Below are 12,691 nucleotides of genomic sequence, written 5' to 3' on the forward strand. Positions count from 1 at the left end.
CCCCTACTACCTGATCACACGCGACCACGGCCGCGCGCCTCAAGGCAAACCGCGCCCGCACTAGCGGGCGCGGTTCGACAGAGCTGGCTTGGTCAGGCCGGGTTGGCCGGGTTGGCCGGGTTGGCCGGGTTGGCCGGCTAGACCTTCTCCGGCTCCTCCGCGGAACCTTCAGAGCCATCGACACCGTCGAGACCCAGAAGCTCTTCCTCAACGTCACCGCCGTAGCCTTCTGATTGCGGGTCGCCGTGCAGGCCACCTGAAACCGCGTACTCCTCCTCTGGAGAGAGGATGAGCTGGTGGCGACCCCAGAGCGCAAAGCCGATGAGCATCACGACGTACACCACTGCGATGGCCACGATGGCCGGCTGGAATGCCTCGTTGAGCAGGAACCCGACAAAGATCGCAGCGGACAACAGGCCGGCGATGATCGCGCCTGGAACACCCCACGGGCTGACGTACGGGCGCTTGGCGTTGGGGTACTTCCTGCGCAGCACCACGAATGAAACCATCTGCATCAGGTAGGCGAGCACCGCGCCCCAGACCGCGATGTTCAGCACGATGGCACCGGCGACTGCGCCGGCGCCCGTGGCATCCAGGCTGCTCAGCACGTCGACGACGACCAGGGCGACGAAGCCGATCACGGCACCGGCGACCAGGGCGACCCACGGCGTCTGGCGCTTGCCGGTGAGCGAAAGGAACTTCGGGTAGTAGCCGGCACGTGAGAGGGAGTACATGTTGCGCCCGTAGGCGAACATGATGCCCTGCAGCGAGGCGAAGAGGCCGATCAGGGCGAAGAGGGCGAGCACGGCAGCGGCCTCGTCACCGACAATGACCCTGAAGCCGTCAAGCAAGGGCTCCGTTGCCGTCCCAGTGGCGTCAGCGCCGAGGATTCCGGTGTTCAGGAACAAGACGAGCAGGCCGGTGATGATCAGCGTGCCGCGAGCCCACAGGCCGGCGCGCGGGATGTCCTTCACGGGGTCGTGCGCCTCTTCGGCGGCCAACGGCAGCTCTTCGATGCCGAGGAAGAACCACATCGCGAACGGCAGCGCGAACAGGATGGGCAGCACACCGTGGGGCAGGAAGGCGCTCTGGCCGGCATCCGGAACGATGTTGAACAGGTTGTCCCACGAGAAGTGCCCTGTGAAGGCCGCCATGACGGAGAACACCAGCAGGATGCCGATGGAAATGATGGAGACGACGATGGCGAATTTGAAGGAGATGGCTGCGCCAGCGGTGTTCAGCGCGATGAAGATCAGGTAGAGAACCACCCACCAGATCCAGGCCGGCATTGAGAAGCCCAGCAACTCGCTCGTGATGCCATCTGCGTACGAGGCAGAGAAGAACACGATGACGGCTGTCGTCGCGACGTATTCGATCGTCTCTGCGAGCCCGGTGATGAAGCCGCCCCATGGCCCGATGGCTGCCCGCGAGAACGAATAGGCACCGCCGGTGTGCGGCATGGCAGAGGCCATCTCCCCGATCGAGAAGATCATGCCGTAATACATGACGATCAGGAGGGCGAAGGCGATAAGCATCCCGCCGAACCCGGCGTAGTCGATGCCGAAGTTCCACCCCGAGAAGTCGCCGGAGATTACGGCCGCGACGGCGAGGCCCCACAGCCCCCAGACGCCGGCCGACCGCTTGAGCTTTCGCTTCTCGAAGTATCCATGCTCTGCCGTCGTGTACGTCACGCCCGACACCCGCAGTGTGTCCTTTGCCATCTCGATTCCTTCTCGATTGGGTTGCACACGCGACGAGCGCCAACGCATACAAAGCTGACAGTTGCTGGCATGACTATAGGGCCATCAATGGTCTGGCGGTACTACCTTTGGAAGAAATAATCGCTGAGATCTCAGAAATAGTTCCCCTGACCAGTGGACGTATCGCGGGGCTGTTGTGATGTAATGGTCTGCGTTACGCCCAATTAAAGCTGCACCATCGACGATCTCGCTGAGGAGAAGTTAATGACCCAGGCCTCCGGATTCATCACCATCGCCCAGTTGACCGAGCAGGTCGCCACGGGCGAGGTCGACACGGTGATCGTCGCGTTCACCGATATGCAGGGTCGCCTGGTGGGAAAACGGGTCTCGGCCAGACTGTTCCTTGAAGACATTTACAACCACGGCGCCGAATGCTGCAACTATCTGCTTGCCGTCGACGTCGAGATGAACACCGTCGAAGGATATGCAATGTCGAGCTGGTCGCGCGGGTACGGCGACATGGCGATGATCCCCGATCTCGCCACACTCCGCCAGGCGCCCTGGCTACCCGGTGCCGTGCTGGTCACCGCCGACCTGCACTGGCTCGATGAGGCTCCCGTCGTCGCATCCCCCAGGCAGATCCTGAAGCAACAGCTGCAGCGCCTGGCCGATCGCGGGCTGAGCGCATTCGTGGGCACGGAGCTCGAATTCATCGTGTTCGAAGACAGCTACCGCGAGGCCTGGAAGAAGGGTTACACAGACCTCATCCCGGCCAGCGATTACAACATCGACTATGCATTGCTGGCGTCGACCCGCATGGAGCCGCTGCTGCGGGAGATCCGACTGGCAATGGATGGCGCCGGCATGTACTGCGAGGGCGTCAAGGGTGAGTGCAACCTCGGCCAGCAAGAGATCGCATTCCGCTACGACGAGGCACTCGCTACCTGCGACAACCACTCGATTTACAAGAACGGCGCAAAGGAAATCGCCGATGCGCACGGCAAGAGCCTCACCTTCATGGCCAAGTTCAACGAGCGCGAGGGCAACAGCTGCCACATCCACATCAGCCTGCGCGGTACCGATGGCACCGCAGTGTTCGCCGACAAGGATGCCGCTGACGGCATGTCACAGATGTTCAAGCATTTCCTGGCCGGCCAGCTTGCAGGCATGCGCGAACTCACTCTGTTCTCGGCTCCCAACATCAACTCGTACAAGCGTTACGTCGACGGCAGTTTCGCCCCGACGGCCATCGCCTGGGGCCACGACAATCGCACCTGCGCCCTGCGCGTAGTGGGACGTGGCCACGGAATGCGGGTGGAGAACCGGGTTCCTGGCGGAGACGTCAATCAGTACCTGGCGGTTGCCGCCCTGATCGCAGCCGGCCTGCACGGCATCGATAACGAGCTTGAGCTTGAGGACGCCTTCGAAGGAAATGCCTACGTGAGCGACATGGTGCGGGTGCCTGCAACACTGCGCGACTCTGCAGCCCTGTTCGGGGAGTCGGCCATTGCCCGTGAGGCGTTCGGCGACGAGGTCGTCGACCACTACCTCAACAACGCACGCATCGAAATCGCTGCATACGACGCCGCCATCACCGACTGGGAAAGGGTGCGCGGCTTTGAGCGTCTCTGATACCTCATCCGGCGCCGTCCCGCGCCCCGTCATCGGCCTCACCACCTACCTGGAACAGTCGAAGACCGGCGTGTGGGATGTTCCTGCATCGTTCCTGCCCAAGGTCTATTTCGAGGCGGTCACCGCAGCGGGCGGTATTGCGGTGCTGCTGCCTCCACAGCCCGTCGACGAGGGCATCGCCGATCGGGTGCTCGACAGCCTTGACGGCTTGATCATCACCGGCGGCAAAGACGTCGATCCGGCCAGGTACGGGCAGGAGCCGCATCCGCTTACCGATGAGCCGCGTCGCGACAGGGACACCTGGGAAGACGCACTGCTTCGCCGGGCAATCGACCGCGAGCTGCCATTCCTCGGCATCTGCCGCGGTGCGCAGGTGCTCAACGTCGCCCTCGGCGGCACGCTGCACCAGCATCTGCCGGATGTCATCGGCCAGAACGGATACCAGCTGGGCGGAGGCGTCTTCAGCGCTGTTGATATCGCTGTCACGCCTGACAGCACAGTGCACAGTCTGCTCGGCGGTGGGCTGTCGGTTCCGGTGTATCACCACCAGGCGATCGACCGCGTGGCAGAGGGCCTTATCGTCAGCGCGACGACGGCCGACGGGGTCATCGAAGCAGTGGAGCTTCCGTCTGTGCCGTTCGGGGTTGCGGTGCAGTGGCATCCGGAGGAGGCGACAGACGACATCCGCTTGTTTGCCGGTCTCGTCGACGCGGCGACGACATACGCACAAGACAAGACGAACGCACCGAACAGAAAGGCACGCTCGTGACGAGCTACACGGTCATCAATCCGGCGGACGAGTCGGAGATCAGCAGCATTGAGTTGCTCGACGTCGATGCCACCGACGAAGCGATCGCTGCAGCTTCTGCGGCCCAGAAGGCGTGGGCCGGCGTCTCCCCCGCCGACAAGGCCCAGCTGCTGCGACGCTTCGCTGAGGCTGTCGACAGCGACAGGGAACACCTCGCCCAACTCGAAGTCTCAAACTCGGGGCACCCGATCTCTCAGGCACGTTGGGAAGCCGGTCACGTGCGTGACGTACTCACCTATTACTCTGCATCGCCTGAGCGGATGTTCGGCAAGCAGATCCCGGTGGCCGGCGGCATCGACGTGACATTCCAGGAACCGCTGGGCGTCGTGGGAATCATCACCCCGTGGAACTTCCCGATGACCATAGCCGCCTGGGGCTTCGCGCCGGCGCTGGCTGCCGGCAACGCAGTGCTGCTGAAGCCGGCAGAGTGGACGCCGCTCACCAGCATCCGTCTCGGTGAACTCGCCCTCGAGGCTGGGCTTCCAGAGGGGCTCTTCCAGGTGCTGCCCGGCCGCGGTTCGGTCGTCGGCGAACGCTTCGTGACCAACCCCACGGTGCGCAAAGTGGTTTTCACCGGCTCGACAGAGGTCGGTAAGCGGATCATGGCCGGCTGCGCCGAACAGGTGAAGCGGGTCACGCTCGAACTCGGCGGCAAGAGCGCCAATATCGTGTTCGCCGATTCCGACCTGGAGAAGGCCGCAGCCACCGCACCCTATGGCGTGTTCGAGAACGCCGGCCAGGACTGCTGCGCCCGCAGCCGCATCCTGGTCGAACGCACTGTCTTTGACCGTTTCATGGAATTGCTCGAACCCGCAGTCCAGGGCGTCAAGGTCGGCGACCCCGCAGACGAAGCCACCGAGATGGGACCGCTGGTCTCGGCCAAGCACCACGCGGCAGTCTCGGCCTACGTCCCTGACGACACGAACGTCGCATTTCGAGGCAGCGCGCCGACCGGTGCGGGCTATTGGTTCGCCCCCACGGTACTCACCCCGACGTCGCGCACCGACCGCGTCGTCACCGAAGAGATCTTTGGACCGGTGGTGACCGTGCTGCCGTTCGACGACGAAGCGGATGCCATCCAGCTCGCAAACGACACCGAGTACGGACTGTCAGGGTCGATCTGGACCCGCGATGTCGGGCGTGCACTGCGCGTCGCCCGGAATGTCGAGGCGGGAAACCTGTCGGTGAACTCGCACTCGTCGGTGCGGTACTCCACCCCGTTCGGCGGCTTCAAGCAGTCGGGGCTCGGCCGGGAGCTCGGCCCCGATGCCCCGCTCGCGTTCACCGAGACGAAGAACGTGTTCATCGCGGTCGATTGATGCCGGTCGCGGCATATGTAGTTTTTCAGCACCACCTTCAGCACACTTTCGCACGACAGGCCTGACTAAGGAGCCAGCATGAGCAGCATCACCCCCATCGATCTCACCCAGCGACTGGCAGGCAAGGTCGCGGTCATTACCGGCGGCGCAAGCGGAATCGGCCTGGCCACGGCGAAACGATTCGCCGCTGAGGGCGCGACAGTTGTGATCGGCGACATGGACGAGATCGCCGGCCCGGTTGCCGCCGAGTTGGTGGGCGGATTGTTCGTCAAGGTGAACGTCACTGACGAAGACGAAGTCAACGCCCTGTTCAACGCAGCAAAGGACACCTATGGCTCCGTCGACATCGCGTTCAACAACGCCGGAATCTCACCGCCGGATGACGATTCGATCGAGACAACCGAGCTGCCGGCCTGGCAGAGGGTTCAGGACGTCAATCTCAAGTCGGTCTACCTGTGCTGTCGGGCAGCGCTTCGCCACATGACCAAGCAGGGGTCAGGCTCGATCATCAACACCGCGTCATTCGTCGCTGTGCTCGGTTCGGCGACAAGTCAGATCTCGTACACGGCCTCGAAGGGAGGCGTGCTTGCGATGAGCCGCGAACTCGGCGTGCAGTTCGCGAGGCAGGGCATCCGGGTGAACGCGCTGTGTCCAGGCCCAGTGAACACTCCACTCTTGCAGGAGCTGTTTGCCAAGGATCAGGAACGCGCCCAGCGTCGGCTGGTGCACATTCCCGTCGGCAGGTTCGCCGAGCCAGAAGAACTCGCGGCTGCCGTTGCCTTTCTCGCCAGTGATGACTCCTCGTTCATCACCGGCTCGACCTTCTTGGTCGATGGCGGCATCAGCTCTGCATACGTCACACCCCTATAAAGTCGAAACAGTGATGACAGACGACGACCAGGTAGTCCACCCGAGCGGTGAGGCACTACTGCGACCGGTACGTGGTGGCAACGCATTCGAGGAGACCGTGCAGCGCCTCTTGCAGACCGTGCGACTCGGCATGATGGCCCCCGGGGACCGGCTGCCAGCCGAGCGCGAGCTCGCGGCGATGCTCGCGGTGAGCAGGGATACCTTGCGCGATGCGATCGCAGCTCTCGCCGATGCCGGCTACCTGGTCTCCCGCCGAGGTCGCTACGGCGGCACATTCGTCAGCGACGAGCTTCCGCTCGGCACCCCGGGCGTCGATGCCTCTGGTGAACTCGTCACCCGTCGGCACTTTCCGGTCGACGAGATAGAAGACACGCTAATACTGCGCGACATCCTCGAGGTCGGTGCTGCCCGACATGCGGCCGGCCGCTCGCTCAGCCAGGCCGAACGCGAACTGCTGTGGGCCAGCCTCAGCGACTCGAAGGGGGCAACCGATGATGACTATCGCCGCCTGGATTCGCGACTGCACTTGACGATCGCCGAGGTCGCCGGATCGCCCTCGCTGATGCCACTCATCGCCGAGGTTCGGATGCGCGTGAACGAGATGCTCGACAGCATTCCATCGCTCGGCCCGAACATCGCTCACTCCGATGAACAACACGAGCAGATCGTGATCGCGATCCTCACCGGCAGCCCCGAAACCGCTGCGACTGCCATGAGCGAGCACGTCGCGGGTTCGGCCGCGCTGCTGCGCGGCTTTCTGCAGTAATCGAAAGAGCACCAACAAACGGATGCCTCCCTGCTGTCAGCGGGGAGGCATCCGTTTGTCGTGGTGCATGGGCGATGCTGCTGTGCAGCGGCGCTACCTAGATGAACGCGAGGGGAATGAACGGCAGTAGTGCGAGGCCGAAGGCCAGCATCAGCACGACAACAACTGCGGCCCCAGCCAGGATGACACCGTTCAGAACGATGCCCCAGATCGCCATCGTGCGGTTCTCCGGTTCACGGCTGAGTGCCATGATGCCGGTTACCAGACCGGCGATCGGGGCCAGGAACGTCCAGCCGGCGAAGATCGAGACGAGTCCGAGAACCAGGCTCGAAATGCCAAGCGCCTTCGAGGGCTGGGTCGCAGTCGTCTGACCCTGGTAAACGGATGAGGTAGTCATGATTGGGTTCTCCTGCTTGTGTGAGGAGCCAGAACGGCTCACCAACAACGTTACGGATGCCGTCTCGGCCGCGTTATGGGGCTATCCCCCAGATATGACCTGCGGTTGATCCGCCGACTACGCGAGGTGTCAGAGGCCCATGAGCGATTCGATCGGCCCGCGCACGAAGAACACGACGAAGCCAGCAGCCACGATCCAGAGCAGCGGGCTGATGCCCTTTGCCTTGCCAGAGAGTGAACGCACGAGCACCCAACTGACGAACCCTGCGCCGATTCCATTGGCGATCGAGTAGGTCATCGGCATGACGATGATCGTCAGGAACACCGGGAGCACGATCGAGAACTCGTCGAATTCGATGAATCGGATCTGCGACACCATCATTGCGCCGACCATCACGAGAGCGGCACCGGCCACCTCGATCGGCACGATCTGCGTGAGCGGCGTGAAGAACATGGCGGCCAGGAACAACAAACCGGTGATGATGTTAGCGAATCCGGTGCGAGCGCCTTCGCCGATTCCGGCTCCGGATTCCACGAAGACAGTGTTCGATGACGCCGAGGCTGCACCACCGACGACAGCACCGACACCCTCGACGACAAGCGCCGACTTCAGGCGGGGGAAGTTGCCGTTCTTGTCGGCCAGGCCCGCTTCGTTGGACAGACCGGTCATGGTGCCCATGGCATCGAAGAAGTTAGTGAAGACCAGGGTGAACACAATCACCATTGCTGCAAGGGCACCGATACGTTCGAAGGCTCCGAAGCTCACGTCGCCCACGAGGCTGAGATCGGGCAACGACACGATGCTCGACGGAATATTCGGTGCATTGAGGTTCCAGCCGGTCGGGCCGTTGTCGAATGATGCACCGACCTTGAAGACTGCCTCGACGATGATGGCCAGAATCGTCGTTGCGACGATACCGATGAGCAGAGCAGCCTTGACCTTGCGCGCGATGAGCACACCCATGATGACCACGCCGAAGACAAAGACGGCTGTCGGCAAACTGGCGACCGATCCGCCGTCGCCCAGCTGCAGCGGCGGTGATGCCTGGCCGCTCGTACGCACGAAACCGGCGTCTACGAGGCCAAGGAACGCGATGAACATACCGATACCGACGGTGATTGCTAGTTTCAGCTGTCGTGGCACTGCGTTGAAGATCATCGAGCGGAGCCCGGTGGATGCCAACAGCACGATGATCAGGCCGTTGACGACGACGAGACCCATGGCTTCAGGCCAGGTGACTTCTCCGACGACGCTGACGGCAAGGAAGGAGTTGATGCCGAGACCTGCAGCGAACCCGAACGGCAGTCGTGCGACCACACCGAACAGAATTGTCATCACACCGGCTGTCAGCGCGGTGACCGCGGCGACCTGCGCAGCGGGGAGCCAGTTGCCCGAGATATCCGTTGCCGCCTGGTCAGCGCTGAAGCCGCCAAGGATCAGTGGGTTGAGGATGACGATGTAGGCCATCGTGACGAACGAGACAAGACCGCCACGGACCTCTCGGCCCCAGGACGAACCGCGCTGCGTGATCTCGAAATAGCGATCGAGGCGGGCTTTGAATCCACCGCTCGGCTGCGACGTCGCCGTATTGGTCTCTGTACTGGAAATGATGGGGCTCCTGGCTGAATTCGCTACGAATTATCAGCGTCAAGTCTAGGCGAATCGCCGGTATCCAGCCGCCACTCAGGCAAACTGACCCCTCGCTCAGACACCGACCTGTGCAAAAGCCCGGGCTCAGGCCAAGTAGCATCGGCAGAGTTCAATTACGAGAAACGAGAAATAGTGGCACTGCCCTGGAAGCTGCACGGCGACGGAAAATCAGTCGGCGCGCTTGAAATTGTCGGCCCCGACGAGCGTCTCACGTGGCCTCGCACCATCGGAATCGGCACCCAGCATGTCGTCGCGATGTTCGGATCGACCTTCCTCGTTCCCATCCTCACCGACTTCCCGCCGAGCACGACGCTGCTGTTCTCCGGTATCGGCACCATTCTGTTCTTGCTGATCACAGCCAATAAAGTACCGAGCTACCTCGGCTCTTCGTTCGCGTTCATTGCCCCGATCACCGCGGCGACCGCCTCGCAGGGCATGGGTGGCGCACTGTTCGGCATCATTGCCGTCGGCCTCCTGTTGGCGATCATCGGCGCAGTGGTGCATCTCACCGGCACAGGCTGGATCAACTGGCTGATGCCCCCCGTTGTTTCCGGAGCCATCGTTGCGCTGATCGGGTTCAACCTGGCCCCCGCGGCGAAGAACAACTTCGTGCAGGCACCACTCACCGCGCTCATCACGCTCGCTGCTGTGATCCTGAGCACCGTTCTGTTCAAGGGAATTCTCGGGCGTCTGTCGATCTTCATCGGTGTCGTCATCGGCTACATCGCCGCTGTCATCGCGGGAGAGGTCGACTTCGACGCAGTGAAGAACGCCGCCTGGATCGGCCTCCCGCAGTTCACCCTGCCGACCAACCCGTTCGAGAACCCCGCGGTCATCGGCCTGTTGCCTGCCTTCCTTCCTGTCGTACTCGTGCTCATCGCCGAGAACGTCGGCCACATCAAGGGTGTCGCCCAGATGACGGATGCCAAGGTCAACCAGTACACCGGTCGCGCTCTGTTCGCTGACGGCCTGGCCACCATGCTCGCCGGCTTCGGCGGCGGTTCGGGAACCACCACGTATGGCGAGAACATCGGCGTGATGGCAGCGACTCGCATCTACTCGACCGCTGCGTACTGGGTTGCCGGTTTCGTCGCCATCCTGCTCGGTCTCTCCCCCAAGATCGGTGCAGTCATCAACACCATCCCCGCCGGCGTGCTCGGTGGCGTCACGACAGCGCTCTACGGTCTCATCGGCATCATCGGTGTGAAGATCTGGCTCGACAACAAGGTCGACTTCTCCAAGCCGGTGAACCAGTTCACCGCTGCAACTGCTCTCATCGTCGGCATCGCCGACTTCACCTGGAACGCTGGAACACTGAGCTTCAACGGAATCGCCCTCGGCACCATTGCAGCCATCGTGATCTACCACGTGATGACCGCCGTCGGTCGCGCGCGCAACACGCTGTAATCACGTCATCCGCTTGCAGCCAGCAGCGGACGGCACAGAAAAGCAGGGCCTCGTCGTTGAAGAACGACGGGGCCCTGCTTTTTAGGCGTTAAACCCTGCTCGTCAGCTGCAGCGGACGCGATTGCGCACACCGCACGCCCGCTCTGGATGCATAACTCCTGCAGAACCGCACGTGACGCTGCAACTGCCGCATGTTTCCGGGGCACTCACCAAGCACAGACATCGAACAGCAGGAGTTATGCACGACAACACCAGCACAGGCGTCGAAGGCAGCCCGCGTTGCATAGGAATTCTTAGGCACCCGCAGGTAGCTCGCGTCGCCCCAGGACCCCACAGCCAGGCGCAGGCTCGATGCATAACTCCTGCAAAACCACGCGCGACGCTGCAACTGCCGCATGTTTCCGGGGCGCTCACCAAGCACCGACCTCAAACAGCAGGAGTTATGCACGACAACACCAGCACAGGCGTCGAAGGCAGCCCCATCCCGTAAGGCCATAGGCGCGGGAACGGTGGCTTGTGCCGCTGGAGGAGGCCTAGCCTCCGTGCAGAGCAGGAACGATCAGGAAGATGCCGTACAACACAGCGAAGCCCGTGAGGGTGAAGCAGGCATACGCACCAATGAGCGCGATGCGCTTCTGCACTGGAGTGAGCGGGTTGGCCGCAGCGGCCTTGCGTGCACGCTTGGCTTCCTTGGCCGCCTGGGCCGGGGTGAGAACCGTGATGGCTCCTGTGAACTCCAACGGCTCAACGACCGGCGCACGACCAGCGGTCACTAACAGCCGCAGACCGAGCGAGTACAGGCTGACGACAACGGAAGTCGCGATAAGCGACACAACGGCCACAGTGAGGAATGAGGTGATCTCGATCACAGTGCAACCTTCGTCCGGTCCTTGCGAGCAGGCTTCCTGGGCGTCTTGCGAATCTTCACGACGCGACCGGCATCATCGATGTCGTTGATCGCGTTGTGGTGAGCGACCTTGTCCCTACGTGACCACCAGAAGATACCGCCGATCACCAGTGCGCCGATGATGGCGTCGATTGCGACACCGATCGGGCCGAAGTGAGCGATACCGGCAGCGAATGCACCCATAATTGCCGAAGCGGGCAACGTGATGAGCCAGCCGAGCGCGATGCGACCCGCGGTGCCCCATCGAACTGTTGAACCACGACGACCGAGGCCTGAGCCGATTACAGAGCCAGAGGCGACCTGCGTGGTGGAGAGCGCGAAGCCGAGGTGGCTGGAGGCCAGAATGGCAGCAGCGGTGCTGGTCTCGGCCGCGAAGCCCTGCGCAGGCTTGACCTCGGTGAGGCCTGTACCCATCGTGCGAATGATGCGCCAGCCGCCGCTGTACGTTCCGATGGCGATGGCGAGTGCACAGGATGCGATGACCCAGAACTCAGGACCACTGCCCGCGGCCTGGAAACCACCGGCGATCAGGGTCAGGGTGATGACACCCATCGTCTTCTGTGCGTCATTTGTACCGTGCGCAAGCGCAACGAGCGACGACGAGAAGATCTGCGCGTATCGGAACCCGCCACGACCGTCAGGCTTGTTCAGCTCGCGCCTGGTAATCGCGTAGGCGAGCTTGGTGGCGGTGTACGCAACCAGGCCAGCGATCAGCGGTGCGATCAGTGCCGGAAGCACAACCTTCTCGACGACAACCATGTAGTCAACGGCCTGGAAGCCGGCTCCAATGATCGTCGCGCCGATCAGGCCACCGAATAGCGCATGGCTCGAGCTCGACGGCAAGCCTTTCAGCCAGGTGATCAGGTTCCAGACGATCGCACCGATCAGACCAGCGAAGATGATCTCCGGTGTGATCTGAATCCCACCAGGACCTTCTTTGATGATGCCGCCTGAGACCGTCTTTGCAACCTCGGTCGAGAGGAACGCTCCGACCAGGTTGAGGATGGCGGCGACTGTGACCGCGACCTTCGGACGCATGGCACCGGTTGCGATAGGCGTGGCCATCGCGTTCGCTGTGTCGTGGAATCCGTTGGTGAAGTCGAATATGAGTGCCAGTACTATGACCAGCACGACGATGAGGGTGAGATCCACCGGCGACTTTCTCTGGGGCCGGCACGGGTGGCCGGGCGTTCAGACGATGTACATGAGCCGTAAATCGGACCCGCATAATCCTG

The 12,691-nt window shown here is 62.5% G+C and carries 11 protein-coding genes; 6 read left to right on the forward strand and 5 right to left on the reverse strand.

Annotated features, from left to right (window positions below; translation table 11 throughout):
- Positions 1 to 137: 137 nt before the first annotated feature.
- Complete coding sequence (locus tag ACMT3I_RS13165; protein WP_414804963.1) at positions 138 to 1,721, reverse strand: amino acid permease; 1,584 nt, start codon at positions 1,719 to 1,721, stop codon at positions 138 to 140.
- 243 nt (positions 1,722 to 1,964) lie between these two features.
- Here ACMT3I_RS13165 and ACMT3I_RS13170 point away from each other — a divergent pair, with 243 nt between their 5' ends.
- The 5 genes from ACMT3I_RS13170 (at position 1,965) to ACMT3I_RS13190 (ending at position 7,095) form a co-directional block, all read left to right on the forward strand.
- The gene (locus tag ACMT3I_RS13170; protein ID WP_414804964.1) at positions 1,965 to 3,332 is read left to right on the forward strand and encodes a glutamine synthetase family protein; all 1,368 of its coding nucleotides are present in this window, start codon (positions 1,965 to 1,967) and stop codon (positions 3,330 to 3,332) included.
- Positions 3,319 to 4,101 (forward strand): gamma-glutamyl-gamma-aminobutyrate hydrolase family protein, encoded by a 783-nt coding sequence (locus ACMT3I_RS13175; protein WP_414804965.1) that lies wholly within the window; start codon positions 3,319 to 3,321, stop codon positions 4,099 to 4,101. Before ACMT3I_RS13170 ends, ACMT3I_RS13175 begins: the two co-directional genes overlap by 14 nt.
- Positions 4,098 to 5,459, forward strand: a complete 1,362-nt coding sequence (locus tag ACMT3I_RS13180; protein ID WP_414804966.1) for an aldehyde dehydrogenase family protein — start codon at positions 4,098 to 4,100, stop codon at positions 5,457 to 5,459. The genes ACMT3I_RS13175 and ACMT3I_RS13180 overlap by 4 nt, the downstream gene beginning before the upstream one ends.
- A gap of 78 nt (positions 5,460 to 5,537) precedes the next feature.
- Positions 5,538 to 6,329: a 3-oxoacyl-ACP reductase gene (locus ACMT3I_RS13185; protein WP_414804967.1), complete on the forward strand. Its 792-nt coding sequence runs from the start codon at positions 5,538 to 5,540 to the stop codon at positions 6,327 to 6,329.
- 13 nt (positions 6,330 to 6,342) lie between these two features.
- Positions 6,343 to 7,095, forward strand: coding sequence for a FadR/GntR family transcriptional regulator (locus tag ACMT3I_RS13190; RefSeq protein WP_414805036.1), 753 nt, complete (start codon positions 6,343 to 6,345; stop codon positions 7,093 to 7,095).
- Between the two features lie 97 nt (positions 7,096 to 7,192).
- Here ACMT3I_RS13190 and ACMT3I_RS13195 read toward each other — a convergent pair whose 3' ends face one another.
- Together ACMT3I_RS13195 and ACMT3I_RS13200 are read right to left on the reverse strand one after the other, a co-directional pair.
- Entirely contained in the window at positions 7,193 to 7,492 is a 300-nt protein-coding gene (locus tag ACMT3I_RS13195) for a hypothetical protein (protein ID WP_414804968.1), read from the reverse strand.
- A gap of 129 nt (positions 7,493 to 7,621) precedes the next feature.
- A complete protein-coding gene (locus ACMT3I_RS13200) occupies positions 7,622 to 9,103 on the reverse strand; it encodes an NCS2 family permease (protein WP_414805037.1) in 1,482 nt (493 codons plus the stop codon).
- A 171-nt stretch (positions 9,104 to 9,274) separates the two neighbouring features.
- Between ACMT3I_RS13200 and ACMT3I_RS13205 the strand changes: the two genes are divergently transcribed.
- Entirely contained in the window at positions 9,275 to 10,549 is a 1,275-nt protein-coding gene (locus tag ACMT3I_RS13205) for a uracil-xanthine permease family protein (protein ID WP_414804969.1), read from the forward strand.
- A 533-nt stretch (positions 10,550 to 11,082) separates the two neighbouring features.
- Here the strand turns inward: ACMT3I_RS13205 and ACMT3I_RS13210 are convergent.
- Together ACMT3I_RS13210 and ACMT3I_RS13215 are read right to left on the reverse strand one after the other, a co-directional pair.
- A complete protein-coding gene (locus ACMT3I_RS13210) occupies positions 11,083 to 11,418 on the reverse strand; it encodes a peptidase (RefSeq protein WP_414804970.1) in 336 nt (111 codons plus the stop codon).
- Positions 11,415 to 12,608, reverse strand: a complete 1,194-nt coding sequence (locus ACMT3I_RS13215) for an anion permease (protein ID WP_414804971.1) — start codon at positions 12,606 to 12,608, stop codon at positions 11,415 to 11,417. Before ACMT3I_RS13215 ends, ACMT3I_RS13210 begins: the two co-directional genes overlap by 4 nt.
- Positions 12,609 to 12,691: the final 83 nt, after the last annotated feature.

Source organism: Leifsonia sp. A12D58, from assembly GCF_047530025.1.
Lineage (GTDB): Bacteria > Actinomycetota > Actinomycetes > Actinomycetales > Microbacteriaceae > Cryobacterium.

What these genes read in the sequence shown, in the direction of transcription:
- ACMT3I_RS13165 (WP_414804963.1), bottom strand. Translation starts at nt 1,721, where the DNA reads ATGGCAAAGGACACACTGCGGGTGTCGGGCGTGACGTACACGACGGCA.
- ACMT3I_RS13170 (WP_414804964.1), top strand. Translation starts at nt 1,965, where the DNA reads ATGACCCAGGCCTCCGGATTCATCACCATCGCCCAGTTGACCGAGCAG.
- ACMT3I_RS13185 (WP_414804967.1), top strand. Translation starts at nt 5,538, where the DNA reads ATGAGCAGCATCACCCCCATCGATCTCACCCAGCGACTGGCAGGCAAG.
- ACMT3I_RS13190 (WP_414805036.1), top strand. Translation starts at nt 6,343, where the DNA reads ATGACAGACGACGACCAGGTAGTCCACCCGAGCGGTGAGGCACTACTG.
- ACMT3I_RS13195 (WP_414804968.1), bottom strand. Translation starts at nt 7,492, where the DNA reads ATGACTACCTCATCCGTTTACCAGGGTCAGACGACTGCGACCCAGCCC.